15 protein-coding genes and 1 tRNA gene are annotated in these 16,338 nt (G+C 65.3%); 10 read left to right on the plus strand and 6 right to left on the minus strand.

Annotated elements, in window-relative coordinates:
- Positions 1-59: 59 nt before the first annotated feature.
- The 4 genes from BMY25_RS00360 (at position 60) to BMY25_RS00375 (ending at position 5,859) form a co-directional block, all read left to right on the plus strand.
- Entirely contained in the window at positions 60-1,238 is a 1,179-nt protein-coding gene (locus tag BMY25_RS00360) for a phosphoserine transaminase (RefSeq protein ID WP_092494614.1), read from the plus strand.
- 116 nt (positions 1,239-1,354) lie between these two features.
- Positions 1,355-2,941 (plus strand): phosphoglycerate dehydrogenase, encoded by a 1,587-nt coding sequence (gene serA / locus BMY25_RS00365; RefSeq protein ID WP_092494615.1) that lies wholly within the window; start codon positions 1,355-1,357, stop codon positions 2,939-2,941.
- A 145-nt stretch (positions 2,942-3,086) separates the two neighbouring features.
- A complete protein-coding gene (locus BMY25_RS00370) occupies positions 3,087-4,382 on the plus strand; it encodes an adenylosuccinate synthase (RefSeq protein ID WP_092494616.1) in 1,296 nt (431 codons plus the stop codon).
- A gap of 37 nt (positions 4,383-4,419) precedes the next feature.
- On the plus strand, positions 4,420-5,859 hold the full coding sequence (locus tag BMY25_RS00375) for a hypothetical protein (RefSeq protein WP_092494617.1): 1,440 nt from the start codon (positions 4,420-4,422) through the stop codon (positions 5,857-5,859).
- 102 nt (positions 5,860-5,961) lie between these two features.
- Here the strand turns inward: BMY25_RS00375 and rpoH are convergent, their stop codons facing one another.
- Positions 5,962-6,870 (minus strand): RNA polymerase sigma factor RpoH, encoded by a 909-nt coding sequence (gene rpoH, locus BMY25_RS00380; RefSeq protein WP_092494618.1) that lies wholly within the window; start codon positions 6,868-6,870, stop codon positions 5,962-5,964.
- 107 nt (positions 6,871-6,977) lie between these two features.
- Entirely contained in the window at positions 6,978-8,306 is a 1,329-nt protein-coding gene (locus BMY25_RS00385; protein WP_346432133.1) for an RluA family pseudouridine synthase, read from the minus strand.
- Here BMY25_RS00385 and BMY25_RS20655 point away from each other — a divergent pair.
- The 3 genes from BMY25_RS20655 to BMY25_RS00400 all read left to right on the plus strand — a co-directional run bounded on the left by BMY25_RS20655 (position 8,286) and on the right by BMY25_RS00400 (position 10,874).
- Positions 8,286-8,426: a hypothetical protein gene (locus BMY25_RS20655; RefSeq protein WP_177176635.1), complete on the plus strand. Its 141-nt coding sequence runs from the start codon at positions 8,286-8,288 to the stop codon at positions 8,424-8,426. The genes BMY25_RS00385 and BMY25_RS20655 overlap by 21 nt on opposite strands.
- 59 nt (positions 8,427-8,485) lie before the next feature.
- Positions 8,486-8,560, plus strand: a tRNA-Glu gene (locus BMY25_RS00395).
- Between the two features lie 358 nt (positions 8,561-8,918).
- Complete coding sequence (locus BMY25_RS00400; RefSeq protein WP_238858064.1) at positions 8,919-10,874, plus strand: potassium transporter Kup; 1,956 nt, start codon at positions 8,919-8,921, stop codon at positions 10,872-10,874.
- 142 nt (positions 10,875-11,016) lie between these two features.
- On the opposite strand, the gene BMY25_RS00405 is transcribed toward BMY25_RS00400, so the two are convergent.
- Entirely contained in the window at positions 11,017-11,949 is a 933-nt protein-coding gene (locus BMY25_RS00405) for a hypothetical protein (protein WP_092494621.1), read from the minus strand.
- A 113-nt stretch (positions 11,950-12,062) separates the two neighbouring features.
- Entirely contained in the window at positions 12,063-12,656 is a 594-nt protein-coding gene (locus BMY25_RS00410) for a DUF1134 domain-containing protein (RefSeq protein WP_428976929.1), read from the minus strand.
- Positions 12,657-12,845: 189 nt separating this feature from the next.
- Between BMY25_RS00410 and chpT the strand changes: the two genes are divergently transcribed.
- Both chpT and BMY25_RS00420 read left to right on the plus strand, forming a co-directional pair.
- On the plus strand, positions 12,846-13,520 hold the full coding sequence (chpT, locus tag BMY25_RS00415) for a histidine phosphotransferase ChpT (protein ID WP_092494622.1): 675 nt from the start codon (positions 12,846-12,848) through the stop codon (positions 13,518-13,520).
- Positions 13,521-13,589: 69 nt separating this feature from the next.
- On the plus strand, positions 13,590-13,955 hold the full coding sequence (locus BMY25_RS00420) for a response regulator (protein ID WP_092494624.1): 366 nt from the start codon (positions 13,590-13,592) through the stop codon (positions 13,953-13,955).
- 79 nt (positions 13,956-14,034) lie between these two features.
- On the opposite strand, the gene ctrA is transcribed toward BMY25_RS00420, so the two are convergent.
- Positions 14,035-14,736, minus strand: coding sequence for a response regulator transcription factor CtrA (gene ctrA, locus BMY25_RS00425; protein ID WP_092494625.1), 702 nt, complete (start codon positions 14,734-14,736; stop codon positions 14,035-14,037).
- Between the two features lie 425 nt (positions 14,737-15,161).
- On the opposite strand from ctrA, the gene BMY25_RS00430 reads away from it, so the two are divergent.
- On the plus strand, positions 15,162-15,488 hold the full coding sequence (locus BMY25_RS00430; protein WP_238858065.1) for a flagellar export protein FliJ: 327 nt from the start codon (positions 15,162-15,164) through the stop codon (positions 15,486-15,488).
- A gap of 458 nt (positions 15,489-15,946) precedes the next feature.
- On the opposite strand, the gene sciP is transcribed toward BMY25_RS00430, so the two are convergent.
- On the minus strand, positions 15,947-16,222 hold the full coding sequence (gene sciP, locus BMY25_RS00435) for a CtrA inhibitor SciP (protein WP_092494628.1): 276 nt from the start codon (positions 16,220-16,222) through the stop codon (positions 15,947-15,949).
- Positions 16,223-16,338: the final 116 nt, after the last annotated feature.

Below are 16,338 nucleotides of genomic sequence, written 5' to 3' on the forward strand. Positions count from 1 at the left end.
TACCTCCGGCGGCGGGACACCCTTCCCCACCGAAGGGCGCCTATCTGAAAGGATAGCAGATGACGACGTTTGAGAAGCCGGCGGCCAAGCCGGCGAATCCGTGTTTTTCTTCCGGCCCCACGGCGAAGCGCCCCGGCTGGACCCCCGACATCTTCAAGGACGCCTTCCTCGGCCGTTCGCATCGCGCGAAGGGCGGCAAGGCCAAGCTCAAGCTGGCGATCGACGAGACGCGCCGGCTTCTGGGCGTTCCCGCCGATTATCGGATCGGCATCGTTCCGGCTTCCGACACGGGCGCCTTCGAGATGGCGATGTGGTCGCTGCTCGGCGCTCGCGGCGTGGATTGCCTCTCCTGGGAAAGCTTCGGCGCGGGCTGGGTGACGGATACCGCCAAGCAGCTGAAGCTCGACAACGTCAAGGTGCACGACGCCGCCTATGGCGAGCTGCCGGACCTTGCCGCCGTCAACTTCGACAATGACGTGGTCTTCACCTGGAACGGCACGACCTCCGGCGTGAAAGTCCCGAACGGCGACTGGATCGCCGCCGACCGCAAGGGCCTGACGCTTTGCGACGCGACGAGCGCCGCCTTCGCGCAGCCGCTGCCCTGGGACAAGCTCGATGTCGTGACCTTCTCCTGGCAGAAGGTGCTCGGCGGCGAGGCGCAGCATGGGATGCTGATCCTGTCGCCCCGCGCGGTTGAGCGACTGGAGACCTACAAGCCGGCCTGGCCGCTGCCCAAGATCTTCCGCATGACCAAGGGCGGCAAGCTGATCGACGGCATCTTCGCCGGCGAAACGATCAACACGCCTTCCATGCTGTGCACCGAGGATTACCTCGACGCGCTCGCCTGGGCGGAAAAGATGGGCGGCCTGAACGCGCTCTTCGCGCGTGCAGACGGCAATCTCAAGGTGATCGCCGACTGGGTGGAAAAGACCGACTGGGTCGATTTCCTCGCCAAGGATGCGGCGACGCGCTCCAACACCTCCGTCTGCCTGCAGATCGTCGACCCCACGGTCGCCGCGCTCTCGTCCGACGAGAAGGCCGCCTTCGCCAAGGGTCTCGCGACCGCGCTGGAGAAGGAGGGCGCCGCCCTCGACATCGGCGCCTATCGCGACGCCCCTCCCGGTCTCCGCATCTGGTGCGGCGCGACCGTGGAAGCCTCCGATCTTCAGGCCCTGCTGCCCTGGCTCGACTGGGCCTATGGCCAGCAGAAGGCCGCGCTCGGCAAGCAGGCCGCGTAAGCGCCAGCTTGGGCTGACGCCCGTTCGGCCCGGCGCTGAAAAGCCGGGCCACTTTCCCCCTTCATGTATCGGCGTGCCGGCCTCCAGCCCGCGCGCATCGACCAGGAGCACTCTCCATGGCACCTCGCGTTCTTATCTCCGACGACCTGTCGGAAACCGCCGTCCAGATCTTTCGCGATCGCGGCATCGAAGTCGACTTCCAGCCGAAGCTCGGCAAGGACAAGGAAAAGCTGCTCGAATTGATCGGGCAGTATGACGGCCTGGCGATCCGCTCGGCCACCAAGGTCACGGAAAAGGTGATCGCCGCGGCGACCAATCTCAAGGTCATCGGCCGCGCCGGCATCGGCGTCGACAATGTCGACATTCCGGCCGCGACCGCCAAGGGCATCATCGTGATGAACACGCCCTTCGGCAACTCCATCACGACCGCCGAGCATGCCATCGCCATGATGTTCGCCACCGCTCGCCAGCTGCCGGCGGCGGATGCTTCCACCCAGGCCGGCAAGTGGGAGAAGTCCCGCTTCATGGGCGTCGAGGTCACGGCCAAGACGCTCGGCATCATCGGCTGCGGCAATATCGGTTCCATCGTCGCCCAGCGCGCCATCGGCCTGTCGATGAAGGTGATCGCCTTCGATCCCTTCCTGTCCGACGAGCGGGCGAGGGAGATGGGCGTGGAGAAGGTGGATCTCGATACGCTGTTCCGGCGCGCCGATTTCATCACGCTGCATACGCCGCTGACGGACAAGACGCGCAACGTCATCGACGCGGCGGCGATCGCCAAGATGAAGGACGGCGTCCGCATCGTGAACTGCGCGCGCGGCGGCCTCATCGACGAGCAGGCGCTGCGTGCGGCGCTGGACAGCGGCAAGGTCGCGGGCGCTGCGGTCGACGTCTTCACCGAGGAGCCGGCGACGTCCAACGTCCTGTTCGGTGCGCCCAACATCGTCTGCACGCCGCATCTCGGCGCTTCCACGACGGAAGCGCAGGAGAACGTCGCCCTGCAGGTTGCCGAGCAGATGTCGGAATACCTGATCAACGGCGCCGTTCAGAACGCGCTCAACATGCCCTCGATCACCGCCGAGGAAGCGCCGCGCCTGACGCCGCTGGTGAAGCTGGCCGAGCAGCTCGGCTCGTTCGCCGGTCAGCTCACCGACACCGACGTCAAGGCCGTGCGCATCGAGTACGAAGGCGCGGTCGCCAACATGAACACGCGCGCCTTGACGGCGGCGGCGCTTGCCGGGTTCCTGCAGCCGCAGCTGCAGACCGTGAACATGGTTTCCGCCCCGGCCTACGCCAAGGAGCGGGGCATCAAGATCGAGGAAACGCGGCGCGAGCAGCGTGGCGCCTATGAGAGCTACATGCGCCTGACGGTCGTCACGGAGGAGCAGGAGCGGGCAGTCGCCGGCACCGTCTTCTCCGACGGCAAGCCGCGTATCATCCAGATCAAGGGCATCAACCTGGAGGCCGAACTCGGCCCGCGCATGCTCTACGTCACCAATCAGGACAAGCCCGGCTTTGTCGGCCGCTTCGCCAGCCTTCTCGGCGATTCCGGCGTCAACATCGCGACCTTCTCGCTCGGCCGCGATGCGCCTGGCGGTTCGGCGATCGCCCTGGTCGAGGTGGACGGCGACGTGCCGGCGAGCCTGGTCAGCAATATCGGTACGCTGCCGGGCGTCCAGCAGGTGAAGCCGCTGGTCTTCTGATCGGCAAGTTTCCCCAAAGACTTCGATCTGCCGCCACGGTGCTTGACCTCCGGCGGCAGATGGGAGAAGAGGAACTGCAAGAGACCCGGTCGCTCGGCCGGGTTTTTTTGCGTCCGGAAATTCGATCAGACGCATAGGTACACCGATGGCAAACGTTGTCGTGGTCGGCGCCCAGTGGGGCGACGAAGGCAAGGGCAAGATCGTCGACTGGCTCTCCGAACGGGCCGATGTCGTCGTTCGCTTCCAGGGCGGCCACAATGCGGGCCACACGCTCGTCATCTCAGGCGTTTCCTACAAGCTGAGCCTGCTCCCGTCCGGCGTGGTGCGTCCCGACAAGCTGTCGGTGATCGGCAACGGCGTGGTGCTGAACCCGCATGCTCTGATCGCCGAGATCGACAAGCTGAAGGGGCAGGGCGTCGAGGTCACGCCGCAGAAGCTGCGCATCGCCGACAATGTCACCCTGATCCTGTCGCTGCACCAGGAACTCGACCAGCTGCGAGAGGGCGCGCTGGCGCCCGGTGCCAAGATCGGCACCACCGGCCGCGGCATCGGCCCGGCCTATGAGGACAAGGTCGGCCGCCGCGCGATCCGCCTGACGGACCTCGCCGATCTCGACACCCTGCCGCAGAAGATCGACCGCCTGCTGGTGCACCACAATGCGCTGCGCCGCGGCCTCGGCCAGCCGGAGATCCAGGCTTCCGCCATCTACGACGAACTGGCCGCCGTCGCCGAGCCGCTGGCCCCTTACGCCGAAGCGGTGTGGGACCTGCTCGACCGTCGTCGCCGCGCCGGCGACCGCATCCTGTTCGAAGGCGCGCAGGGCGCGCTGCTCGACGTGGATCATGGCACCTATCCCTTCGTTACCTCCTCCAACACGGTGGCGGGGCAGGCTTCCGCCGGTTCCGGCATCGGCCCCTCCAGCGTCGGCTATGTCCTGGGCATCGCCAAGGCCTATACGACCCGTGTCGGCGGCGGCCCGTTCCCGACCGAGGACACCGGCGAGGTCGGCGAGTTCCTGGGCACGCGCGGCCGTGAGTTCGGTACCGTCACGGGGCGCAAACGCCGCTGCGGCTGGTTCGACGCCGTGCTGGTGCGCCAGACGGTGAAGGTTTCCGGCATTCACGGCATCGCCCTGACCAAGCTCGACGTGCTCGACGGGCTCGACGAGGTGCGGGTCTGCGTGGGCTACGAGCTCGATGGCGAGCGGATCGACCGCTTCCCGGCGGGGCAGGGCGCGCAGGCGCGGGTCACCCCGATCTACGAGACGATGGAAGGCTGGAAGGAATCCACCGCCGGTGCGCGTTCCTGGGCCGACCTGCCGGCGCAGGCCGTCAAATACGTCCGCTACATCGAGGAACTGATCGGCGCGCCGATCGCGCTTCTCTCCACCAGCCCGGAGCGTGACGACACGATCCTGGTCCGCGATCCCTTCGCGGATTAGACCTTTCGAGTTTCTGAGGAATCCGTTACCAGAAGCCATGCCGGACTACGTTTCGATCCTGAGAAGATCCTTTGCCGCCCTGCCGGAGCCGAACGCGGCCTCCCGGGCGGCGATCTATGAGCGTGCCCGGTCCGCTCTGAGCCGCCAGCTCCATTCGGTGGATCCGCCTCTTACGGAGGACGAGATCGCGCTGCAGGAGCAGCAGCTGGAAAGCGCGATTTCCGAACTCGAAGACGAATACGCCGCCTTCCCCGAATATGAGCCCGAATACGAGGACGAGCCCCACGAGGCGTCCTCTGGTCACGACCACCGCGAGGGTGATCACGATGACGGGCACGGTGGGCATGGCCATTACGACGAGCAGCATGGCGCCGACTATCAGGGGGCCGACTATCGGGAGGACGAACATCATCCCGAATCCGATCCTGAGGCGCCGTCACCCGTAGCTCGCGGCCGGGAGAAGAATCCCGCCGAACCGGGCGCGGCCCGTTTCCAGATGGAGCCGCGGTCGACCGAGCGGCGGAACAATGGGCCGACGGCCAAGCAGCTTCGCGCGCCCACCCGTTCCAGGACACCGGCTATCGCGATTGCCGGCGTTGTGCTGGCCGTCGTGATCGTCGGCGGCGTCGCCTATGCCAAGCGCGACGCGCTGGGCTCGATGTTCGGCGGCGGTTCCGGGCACCCGACCCAGACGGCGTCGAACGATGCCGCGCCCGATCGGAGTGCCCAGAACAGCGCTCAGAGCTCGGCTCAGCCCCCGGCTCCCGTCGAAAAGAACACGGAGCGGCTGCCTTCCGATAGCGGCCCGACGGCGGCCGCCACCGCGCCCGCCGGCACTGATGCCGACACGCCGCCGAACGGAGCAGCCGTGCCTGCCGCCCCGGATGCCGCTGCGAACCCGGACAACGTCAATCCTCCGGCCAACGCTCCCGCCGCCGGCGAGTCGCTGGTCGCCCAACGCGCCATCTACTATCAGCAGGGCCTGAACGGCGCGCCCGGCAAGGCGAACCAGGGTGCGATCGCCTGGTCGCAGATCCAGTCCAAGGACGGGCAGCCGGCGATCCAGGGCGTCGTGACGCTGCCGGATCAGAACGTCACGGTGACGCTGACGATCACCCGGAACACGGATCAGGGGCTCCCCGCGAGCCATATGGTCGAGATCGCCTTCTCCGGCTCCGGCCAGCTTGCCTCCAGCGGCGTGGACAAGGTTCCGGCGCTGGTTCTGAAGCCCAGCGAACAGGCACGCGGCACCCCGCTGGCGGGCGTGCCGATGACGGTTACCGACCGCCTGTTCTGGGTGGCGCTTTCCGACCAGCAGGACAACATCACCCGCAATCTCTCCGCGCTGCGGACCGCGTCGTGGTTCGACATGCCGATCCTCTTCAAGGACGGCACGCGCGCTTTGATCACCTTCGAGAAGGGCATTCCGGGCGACAAGATCTTCCAGAACGTGATCGACAGCTGGACGAAGTCCTGAGGACGATCGTCGACGGGGCAGCGTCGCTGCCCCGGAATGTTCAGGTCAAACAAAAAGGGCGCGCCGGTGGCGCGCCCTTTTTCATGTTTCGTGCGCGGACGTTCAGGCCGGCGCCATCAGCGGGGTGAGGCCGCGGTCGCGCTCGCGCGCCGCGTTCACCACGGCCTTCTGCACCTTCTCGAAGGCGCGGACCTCAAGCTGGCGGACGCGCTCGCGGCTGACGCTGAACTCCGACGAAAGCTGCTCCAGCGTCAGCGGATCTTCCGACAGGCGACGCGCCTCGAAGATGCGGCGTTCGCGGTCGTCGAGCACGCCAAGGGCGCTCTTCAGCATGTCGCGGCGCTGGCCGAGTTCGTCCTGCTGGATGAGCACGGCTTCCTGGCTTTCCGAATCGTCGGCCAGCCAGTCCTGCCACTCGCCGGAATCGCCCTCGCTCGCCCGGATCGGCGCGTTCAGCGATGCATCGCCGGAAAGCCGGCGGTTCATCGAGATCACGTCTTCTTCCGGCACGTTGAGCTTCTCGGCGATCGCGGTGACCTGGGCGGAGTTCAACTCGCCCTCGTCCAGCGCCTGGATCTGGCTCTTCACCTTGCGAAGGTTGAAGAACAGCCGCTTCTGATTGGCGGTCGTCCCCATCTTCACGAGGCTCCACGAGCGCAGGATATATTCCTGGATCGCGGCCTTGATCCACCACATCGCGTAGGTCGCCAGACGGAAGCCGCGCTCCGCGTCGAAGCGTTTCACGGCCTGCATGAGGCCGACATTGCCTTCCGAGATGACTTCGCCGATGGGCAGGCCGTAGCCGCGATAGCCCATGGCGATCTTGGCCACCAGACGGAGATGGCTGGTGACGAGCTTGTGGGCGGCGTCGCGGTCGTCATGTTCCGCGTAGCGCTTGGCCAACATGTATTCTTCTTCCGGCTGCAGCATCGGGAAGCGCCGGATCTCGTCGAGGTAACGAGAGAGGCCGCCATCACCGGCGTGAAACACTGGAATGTTGGTTCTAGCCATGGTAGTTCCTTCCTGCTGCCTTCCCCGAAGGACGGCAGTTTGCACGGCCGTTTGCCGAACAAGCGACGGAGTATAACGCTTCGCAGCTGCGAAGAAATACCTGATCGCTAAACGGTCAATTCACGAAAGCGTTCAACGAGCGCGGCCATGTCCGGCGGCAATGGCGTTTGGAAGCGCAGATCCTCCCCCGTTACCGGGTGCCGAAAGCCCAGAACTCCGGCGTGCAGAGCCTGGCGATTGAACAGCCTGGTGATTTCCGAGAGGTCGGGGGGAAGCTTTCCTGATTTGGTGATGAAGCCCCGGCCATACAAGGGGTCTCCCACGAGTGGATGGCCGATATGCGTCAGGTGCACGCGTATCTGGTGCGTCCGGCCGGTTTCCAGCTCGCAGACGACGAGGCTCGCGACGCGCTCCGGGCCGAAGCTCGCTGCGGTGCGGTAGTGCGTGATCGCGTGCCGGCCGCCGCTGCGCACCACGGCCCGCTTTTCACGGTTGCCCCTGTCGCGGTCGAGCAGCGTCTCGATGATTCCGGACGCGGGCTTCGGCGCACCCCAGACCAGCGCCTGATATTCCCGCACCAGCGACCCGCCGATGCTGTGGTCCGCGAACTGCGCGGCAAGGCCCTGATGCGCCGCATCCGTCTTGGCGACCACCATGAGACCGGACGTGTCCTTGTCCAGCCGATGCACGATGCCCGGGCGCTTGACGCCGCCGATGCCGGAAAGGCTGTCGCCGCAATGGTGCAGGAGGGCGTTGACGAGCGTCCCCGTCCAGTTGCCGGCGGCGGGATGGACGACGAGGCCGACCGGCTTGTCGACCACGAGGAGATAACGGTCCTCGAAGACCACCGTCAGCGGAATGGCCTCCGGTTGCGGCTCCGGATCTTCCGGCGGCGGCACGGAAAGGGCGATCTCCTCGCCGGAATTGATTCTGCGGCTGGGGTCGGATAGCGTCCGCCCGCCGGCCGTGACCTGCCCGTCCTTGATCAGCGCCTTCAGCCGGCTGCGCGAGAAACGGGCGTCGCGTCGCGCCAGAAACGCATCCAGGCGCTCGCCGGCCTCGTCCGGTTCGACCGTGAAAATCTCTTTGTCCCCTGCAGGATCACCATGAACGACCACGACCGAAACTCGCTCCAGGATGAGGATCGCCCTCTCGATCCCGCTACCGAACGGGTCAGGCGAAAGATGGCGCTGATGCTCGCGGCATCGACGGCGCTCATGATCCTTGGGCTTATCGCGGTCATCGGCGCCATTGTCTACAAGATCCGCACCGGTCACTCCCGGGTGGAGACGGCGAGCGCCGCAGCGCCGGGATCTGTTCCCGGACCGGGCCAGGGTGAAGCCGCGGCACAGGGGCAGATTCCGGCGCCCGCTCTGGCCAGTCTGGATTTGCCCGCCGGGGCGCGAATCGCGGCCATGAGCCTGGACGGCGACCACGCCCTCCTGAACGTGGTCACGGGGGAGGGGCCCGGGACGCTACTTTTCATGGATCTCGCCTCCGGCAAGGTGATCCGCCGCATCGAACTGGCTCCGCAAGCCCGCGCCGATCCTTCCTGAGAAGAATCCCACAAGGGTGCTTGCGTCGGGGGGCGAGAGCCGCTATATCCCCGCTCGCCGCTCCCTTCGTCTAGCGGTTAGGACGCCGCCCTCTCACGGCGGAAGCAGGGGTTCGATTCCCCTAGGGAGTACCATCCTTCCGGCCAGCTGGCCGTGACGGGATGAAGGCCGGATCAGAAGTTTCGAAGCCCTCGAGCAATCGGGGGCTTTTTCTGTTTCCGGCGTGAGTCTCTCTCTCTCTCTCTCTCTCTCTCTCTCTCTCTCTCTTCTCCGCGCGTGCGGACAGGCCGTCTGTCGCCTGCTCGTCACCGCTCCTCGGTCCGGCCGAAGGGGGAGGCTAGCAAGGCATGGCCTATCGGCTTATATACCGGGATTGTCGGCCGCCATTTTTCGGCCGCGCGAAACGGAAGACCATCATCTTCCGCAGCGCGATCCGCGGTCTCGGCGCTCTCGCCTTTGGTGGGAAGCGGCGCTTTGGAGTTGAGCAGACCGGTGCAGTCTGAATCCCTTTCCGTCGATTCGTCGTCCCCGAAGGAAGCTTCGCCGTCCGGCGAGGACGCTTCCCAGGTTCAGCCTCATGAGGGCGCCCCCAGCCAGAGCTTTCGCGCGCTGACGCTCGGTTCCCTGGGCGTGGTTTATGGCGATATCGGGACGAGCCCGCTCTACGCGTTTCGCGAGGCGGTGCTTTCCGCCACCGGCCGCTCGCCTGACGTCTCGGTCGCCGCCGTCTATGGCGTGCTGTCGCTGATCCTGTGGGCGCTGATCATCATCGTCTCGCTGAAATACGTGGTCTTGCTGCTGCGCGCGGACAATCGCGGCGAAGGCGGAACTCTGTCGCTGATGGCGCTGGCCCAGCGTGGGCTCGGCCGCCAGTCGGTCTTCGTGCTGCTTCTCGGCATCATCGCGGCCTCACTGTTCTATGGCGATTCCATCCTGACGCCCGCGGTCTCCGTCCTCTCCGCGGTGGAAGGCCTCGAACTCGTCACGCCGGCCTTTTCGCATTACGTGGTGCCGCTGACGCTGGTGATCCTCTTCGTGCTCTTCGCGGTCCAGCATCGCGGAACGGCGAGCGTGGCGTTCATCTTCGGACCGATCATGCTGGCCTGGTTTGCCCTGATGGGCATTGCCGGTCTCCTCTCGCTGGTGCGGATGCCGGGCGTCCTGCTTGCCTTCAACCCGCTCTATGGCGTGGAATTCCTGACCCATCACGGGCATCTGGGCTTTCTCACCCTCGGATCGGTTTTCCTGGCCGTGACGGGCGCGGAAGCGCTCTATGCCGATCTCGGCCATTTCGGCCGCAAGCCTATCCGGGTCGCCTGGTTCGCGGTGGTGTTTCCCTCGCTGGCGCTGAACTATCTCGGTCAGGCCGTGCTCGTGCTGCGCGATCCGCTGACGCTGAAGAACCCTTTCTTCCTGCTGATGCCGCCGTGGCTGCTGGTGCCGACGCTGATCCTGGCCGCTGTGGCCACCGTGATCGCCAGCCAGGCGGTGCTGACCGGCGCCTTCTCGCTCACGCGCCAGGCGATCCAGCTGGGCCTGCTGCCGCGCATGCGGATCTTCCACACGTCGGAGAGCCATGCCGGGCAGATCTACGTCCGCCGGATGAACTGGCTGATCTTTATCGGCGTCGTGCTGCTGACGATCCTGTTCGGCTCGTCGAGCGCGCTGACCTCCGCTTACGGCATCGCGGTGACCGGGACGATGGTGGTGACCGCGATCCTCGCCTTCATCGTCATGCAGCGCTGCTGGAAGTTGCCGATGTGGCTCGCCGGGCTGGTGATCCTGCCGTTCCTCGCCGTGGACCTGACGTTCCTTGCCGCCAACAGCGTCAAGGTGGAGGAGGGCGGCTGGTTTCCCGTTCTGCTCGCCGCCTTCCTGGCGCTCGTCATGTGGACCTGGACCAAGGGCGCGCATCTGCTGTTCGACAAGACGCGCCGGGCGGAAATCCCGCTGGCTGACCTTATCCGCCAGCTGGAGAACAAGCCGCCGCACCGGGTTTCCGGCACGGCGGTGTTCCTGACCGGCGATCCGGAAGGGGCGCCGACCGCTCTCCTGCATAATCTGAAGCACAACAAGGTCCTGCACGAGCGCAACATCATCCTGACGATCCGCACGGCGGACACGCCGCGCATCGCCAAGGGATCGCGCATGGAAGTGACGCCGATTTCCGACAGCTTCACGAGCGTGATGGTGACCTTCGGTTTTGCCGAGACGCCGAATATCCCGCGCGTGCTTGCGGCGGCGCGCAAGAAGGGCCTGAGCTTCGACATCATGTCGACCTCGTTCTTCATGTCGCGTCGCATGCTGCTGCCCTCGCCCCGCTCCGGCATGCCGCTCTGGCAGGACAAGCTCTTCATCGCACTGGCCGGGACGGCGGATTCCGTGTCGTCCTACTTCAACCTGCCGACCGATCGGGTGGTCGAGATCGGGACGCAGATCAAGGTCTGACAGCGTTCCGCTCGTGCCCGGCAACCGCGCGGGGCACGGGCAGACTGGCTCGCATGGCTCTTTCCGAAATCGGGCGGAGGCTGCAGAGGGCGCGCGAGCGGAGCCGGCCAGTGACGCCCTTCGGAACCCCGGGTAATCCCTCCTAGGCGGCGGGGCCGGTCTTGCTGCGGCGGATCTCTCCGGGAGCGATCTCGATCACCTTGGGCCCGACGGGCTCGGTCGGGGGTACGGGCCCGGCGGCCGCCTCGGGCACTGTCTCGCCTTGTGCGGGCGTTGCCGGGGCGCGCCAGATGCGACGGCCGAAGGTGCCTTCCGCTTCGCCGGAGATACGCCGAAGCTCCTCCGCGATCCGGTGGATGACGGCCGTGCCATTCTCCGGGGATTCCGTGTCGGAGCGGGAAGACGGGAATTCGACCGCGAGACCGCCCTGCTGGGGCGCCATGCTGGCCGCCGCGGGCACATCCGAGATGCGGATTTCGTTTGGCGCCGTAGGTGAGAAGGCCGACGCCGGGTCCGTGAACGCGCTCATGCGGGCCGCCCCGTGCGCACGCGAAGATCGCGCCGACGCCGCCAATTCGGCTTCCGCCTTGACCGGCTGCTCTTCGGATGTCGGTTGTTGGAGGGGCGCCGCATGGCGGGCGGGCAGGCTGCGCAGGCGTGTCTCCGCCTTGCGAAGGGCTTCCCGCGTTTCGCCAAGCCGCGTTTCCGCGTGCTTCAGCCGTTCCTCGGTGCCGCCGAGGCTGTCCTGCAGTTGTCGGATCGTCCGGTCGCGCTCGCTGAGTTCGGCGCGAAGCGCAAAGGCGTCGCTAGCGCGGGTTTCGCTGCGGCTTCTCTGGCCGGAAGCCCATTCCAGCAGGCGGTCGATCTCCTGCTCCATGCGCCGGATCTGGACGGCATGGCGCACTCGCATCTCGTCCCGCTCGACCGCGAATTCGGATCGGCGGGAGGCAAAGGCTGCAAGGAGCCGGCGCTCGGTGAGGCGACGCGCTCGGCGCGCGAAGGCGACGCCGAGGCCCAGTGCCAGCAGGCCGCATACGAACGCCCCGAGGGCGAACATCATGGCCGACTGGATCATCAATGCACTCCGCTCCGCACGCGTCCCGAGATATAGCGCAAACAGCGGGACACGCGTATCCGATCCGTCACGTCAGGCGAAATTCCGCCGGCTCGTGCCGGACATCCGCGATCCTAGAAGGGGTTCCAGGTCGCGCTGGGGGTGAACTTGAGATAGCCGATATTGATGCCGAGCCGCGCCCCGACGCCAGAGCGGATCGGCACGACGTAGACCGGGTCCTTGTAGGGGCTGCGATAGGTCAGGAGCGTCATGCCGAGGCCGCCGACCAGATAGGCGGAGCCGTTGACGCCGGTATAGCGGCGGAAGATCCAGTCCGGCTGCGGCAGGTTATAGACCAGCATCATGGTGCGATTGCCGTCGCCGCCGAGGTCGAAGCCGAGCGACGGCCCCTGCCAGAAGACGTGCCGCTTGCCCGAGCGCTTGGTGAAGAGGTTACCCTCGCCGTAGCGCGCGCCGCCGAAGAAGGCGCCCGAGGCTTCCTGTCCGATGATGTAGCCGTTCGGCAGTCCGTACTGCTGGACGGACTTTTCCACCAGTGCCGCGAGGCTTTCGGAGAAGCCTCCGAACATCTCGTGGCCGGCCTCGACGATTTCCTCGGGGGAAAACGTGTTCGACCGTGCGGCCGCGACCGCCTGCCCGGTGGCGGCGGAGGTGATCAGCATGGCGATGCCAATGACGATTCGAGGCAGTAAGCGCTTCAGGTCCATTAAGCGTCCCATTCTGTTCGGCCCCATCCGTTCGGCCTCATTCTGTTCGGCTTTGGCTCCCATTTCCTCAAAAGATGGTAAAGATGGCGTTAAGCGCATTGCGCGAAGACGAGGGTCTGTTTCAATACGGCCCAGCCGGGAAGCCAGATTCGAGGTTGCTCCGCGCCGATTGCCAGCATTCGTGAGATCATGACCGAATACAATATCGACCCGCTCGACCTCGCCGCCCTCGTCGCCAGCCGTGTGTGCCACGACATCATCAGCCCCGTCGGCGCGATCGTGAACGGCCTGGAGGTGCTGGAGGAGGAGCATGACGAGTCCATGCGGGCCTTCGCCATGGATCTCGTGCAGAAGAGCGCCCGGCAAGCCTCTGCCAAGCTGCAGTTCGCGCGTCTCGCCTTCGGCGCGTCCGGGGGGGCAGGGTCCGAGATCGACATGGTCGAGGCGGGACGTTGCTCCACAGCCTTTTTCGAGCGCGAAAAGGCCAATCTCGACTGGCGCGTGCCGGCCGGCCTGCTGCCGAAGGCGCAAGCCAAGCTGCTCCTGAATCTCCTGCTGATCGCCATGAACTCGATCGCGCGCGGAGGAACCATCGTGGTCTCCGCCGGGCAGGAAGGCGACGTGGCCACCCTGGAACTCGTCGCCGAGGGCGATCGGGCTCGGCTCGGTGCCGGTATTCGCGATGTGCTGACGCAGGGCGCGGTGCCCTCGCCGCTGGACGCCCATGCCGTCCAGCCGCTCTACGCCGCTCTGTTGGCGCAGGAGGCCGGCATGGGCGTCAGCGTTTCGGAAGAGGAAAACCGGGTGACGCTGAAGGCAAGCACGCGTCCGGAAGCTCTCGCTGGCGTTAACGATCCCGATTGACGTGTCGGTAACGCCAGCCGTCCAGAATGGGATCGCCGGGAAAGCTCGGCGGAACCTTCAGGGGGGGTGATGAGGCGCGCGCTTGTTGTCGACGATTCCACATCGACCCGCAAAGTGCTGCGCCACTACCTGCAGGAGCTCAACTTCGAGGTTCTGGAAGCCGAAACGCGGGAAGAAATGCTTTATGCCTGCGCTTCGAGCGTGCCCGACCTGGTCCTGCTGGATGGGCAGATGCCGGATTGCGACGGCCTGACCTTACTGGGCGAATTTCATGCCCTGCCGGCGGCCGAGCATGCCAAGGTGCTCTACTACACGTCGGAATTCGATCCGGTCCTGATCGCGCGGGCGCTCAGGAGCGGTGCCGATCGCCATTTCCTGAAACCCTTCGACAAGGATCACCTGCTGCGCGCGCTGGGCAGCGTGGAGATGCTGTAAGGCTCGAAACGGCGCGAAAGGGGCGCCCCTTCCGGGAGGCCCCTTGCTGTCGATGCGGGATCAGGGGAGGGCGAAAGCGTCAGGCGCTTTCGCGGTATTCCTGGTCGTCGGGCTCGCGCAGCACGTAGCCGCGGCCCCAGACGGTCTCGATGTAGTTCTTGCCCTCGGTGGCCGAGGCGAGCTTCTTGCGAAGCTTGCAGATGAAGACGTCGATGATCTTCAGTTCCGGCTCGTCCATCCCGCCATAAAGGTGGTTGAGGAACATTTCCTTCGTCAGCGTCGTACCCTTGCGGAGCGAGAGAAGCTCCAGCATCTGGTATTCCTTGCCCGTCAGGTGAACCCGGTTGCCGTGGACGTCGACCGTCTTGGTGTCGAGGTTGACCCGGAGTTCGCCGGTCTGGATGACCGACTGGGCGTGGCCCTTGGAGCGGCGGACGATCGCATTGATGCGGGCGACGAGCTCATCCTTGTGGAACGGCTTCGTCATGTAATCGTCGGCGCCGAAGCCGAGACCGCGGACCTTGTCCTCGATGCCGCCCAGACCCGAAAGGATCAGGATCGGCGTCTTCACCTTGGCGACGCGAAGGCCCTTCAGGACCTCGTAGCCGCTCATGTCCGGAAGGTTCAGATCCAGCAGAATGATGTCGTAGTCGTAGAGCTTGCCGAGATCGACACCCTCTTCGCCCAGATCCGTCATATAGACGTTGAAGTTTTCCGACTTGAGCATCAGTTCGATGCTCTGCGCGGTGGCGCTGTCGTCTTCAATCAGAAGAACCCGCATGCCAATCCCCTTTTGACCCTGGCCGCTTGATCCCGAGATGGCGGCAGCCGACGAGTCGGCAAATCCAACACGCACCGTACTTCGGAATGGTTAACAGAATCTGTCCGGGACGGGCAAGTCCGGGCTGTGAAGGATCTGGCGCAATCCGTTGATTCCGCTTCGATTCTCACGTGATTCTGTTGGAAGACCGCTTCCAAATGGCACGCTACTTCTGGCCTAAGTCCGTAAATCTAAACGCATTTTGGCAGTTTGCCGGGTGCCCCGATTTACCGGCCCTTAAGCCCTCGTCCCTATGATTAACTCGACCTGTAAATGAAAGGTTACCGTCGCCTCTCCAGGTGTGCGGTCGCTTATGCGGCGCCGCATTCAGGGGCGTTCGAAACGCGGGGGAGTAGCGTATGAAATCGCGTAACGACTCGGTACGAATGAAGCGCTTTCAGATCGAGGAAAAGCGCCGGCAAATTGGCCAGATCGAGGCAATGGTGGAAGAATTCCGCCGCATGGTCGGAGATCTCGACCTGGAAATTGCCGCGGAACATCGGCGCACCGGCATCGACGATCCGAAGCACTTTGCCTATTCCACCTTTGCCCGCGCGGCGACGCAACGGCGCGCCAACCTGCAGAACTCCATCAACGACCTGCAGGAAAAGATGGAGCGGGCACAGGCGGGTTTCGATACCGCGATGGCGGAATTGAAGCGCGACGAAGAGCGCCTGGAGCGCGACAGCGGAGCAGATCGCGCGGTCGGTTGAGCCGCGCGACCGAAATCCTTGATTGAACGATCCCCGCCGGCAGCCACGCGCTGCCGGGGAGGGGCCGTGGCCGCGCCCGGCGCTGCGCGCGCTGGCGCCGCGTCCCTGAGATGGCCGGAACACGGCCCGCGTTCCCGGGAGCGAACGCAAAAAAATCCGCCCGAGGTGATTACCCGGCGGAGCTGATCCTGGATGCTGGCACGACCGAACCGACCGAACCGACCGCCCGATCGCGCGGCCGGAATTTCCGGGTTGCGCGACTGTATCGGCCAGGGTGTGGATAAGAGTGGGGGAAACTCTGTGGGAGAAGTATGGCGGCCCTGCGTGGGCGCATCCGCCTCAGGCGCTGCCCTAGCAGGATCTTCGATCCCGAAGCCCCGCGTCTGGCTGACCGTCCCTGAAGGCCCGACCGCCGCGCCGTTCGGCAACGGCCGCCGGGAAGGCGGCCGCCGGATTTCCTAGTTCCGGTACTTCTGGATCTTGGTGGTGCGGAGACCGGCGAGGCCGTGCTCGTCGATCGACACCTGCCAGGACAGGAATTCTTCCACGGTCAGAGTATACTTGTCGCAGGCTTCCTCGAGACTCAGCAGGCCGCCCCTGACGGCTGCTACAACCTCGGCCTTCCGCCGGATGACCCATCGTTTCGTATCGCTGGAAGGAAGATCAGCGATCGTAAGTGGGCTCCCATCGGGACCGATCACGTATTTAACGCGCGGTCGGATATGTTCAGCCATCGGTTACTCTTACGCAGAACTGTTCGATGTCCTAGGTCTACCCTTCCCCTCTTAAAATTCGCCTAAGTGGTGATTCGCGGATCTCTTAAGTTTCTTAAGGGTTTCGGCTAGGATCA

Source organism: Faunimonas pinastri, from assembly GCF_900110915.1.
Taxonomy (GTDB): Bacteria; Pseudomonadota; Alphaproteobacteria; order Rhizobiales; family Afifellaceae; genus Faunimonas; species Faunimonas pinastri.

Bases quoted from the DNA above. Each gene is read 5' to 3' on its own strand.
- BMY25_RS00360 (WP_092494614.1), top strand. From the start codon at position 60: ATGACGACGTTTGAGAAGCCGGCGGCCAAGCCGGCGAATCCGTGTTTT.
- serA (WP_092494615.1), top strand. From the start codon at position 1,355: ATGGCACCTCGCGTTCTTATCTCCGACGACCTGTCGGAAACCGCCGTC.
- BMY25_RS00370 (WP_092494616.1), top strand. From the start codon at position 3,087: ATGGCAAACGTTGTCGTGGTCGGCGCCCAGTGGGGCGACGAAGGCAAG.
- BMY25_RS00375 (WP_092494617.1), top strand. From the start codon at position 4,420: ATGCCGGACTACGTTTCGATCCTGAGAAGATCCTTTGCCGCCCTGCCG.
- rpoH (WP_092494618.1), bottom strand. From the start codon at position 6,870: ATGGCTAGAACCAACATTCCAGTGTTTCACGCCGGTGATGGCGGCCTC.
- BMY25_RS20655 (WP_177176635.1), top strand. From the start codon at position 8,286: ATGAGCCTGGACGGCGACCACGCCCTCCTGAACGTGGTCACGGGGGAG.
- BMY25_RS00405 (WP_092494621.1), bottom strand. From the start codon at position 11,949: ATGATCCAGTCGGCCATGATGTTCGCCCTCGGGGCGTTCGTATGCGGC.
- BMY25_RS00410 (WP_428976929.1), bottom strand. From the start codon at position 12,656: ATGGACCTGAAGCGCTTACTGCCTCGAATCGTCATTGGCATCGCCATG.
- chpT (WP_092494622.1), top strand. From the start codon at position 12,846: ATGACCGAATACAATATCGACCCGCTCGACCTCGCCGCCCTCGTCGCC.
- BMY25_RS00420 (WP_092494624.1), top strand. From the start codon at position 13,590: ATGAGGCGCGCGCTTGTTGTCGACGATTCCACATCGACCCGCAAAGTG.
- ctrA (WP_092494625.1), bottom strand. From the start codon at position 14,736: ATGCGGGTTCTTCTGATTGAAGACGACAGCGCCACCGCGCAGAGCATC.
- BMY25_RS00430 (WP_238858065.1), top strand. From the start codon at position 15,162: ATGAAGCGCTTTCAGATCGAGGAAAAGCGCCGGCAAATTGGCCAGATC.
- sciP (WP_092494628.1), bottom strand. From the start codon at position 16,222: ATGGCTGAACATATCCGACCGCGCGTTAAATACGTGATCGGTCCCGAT.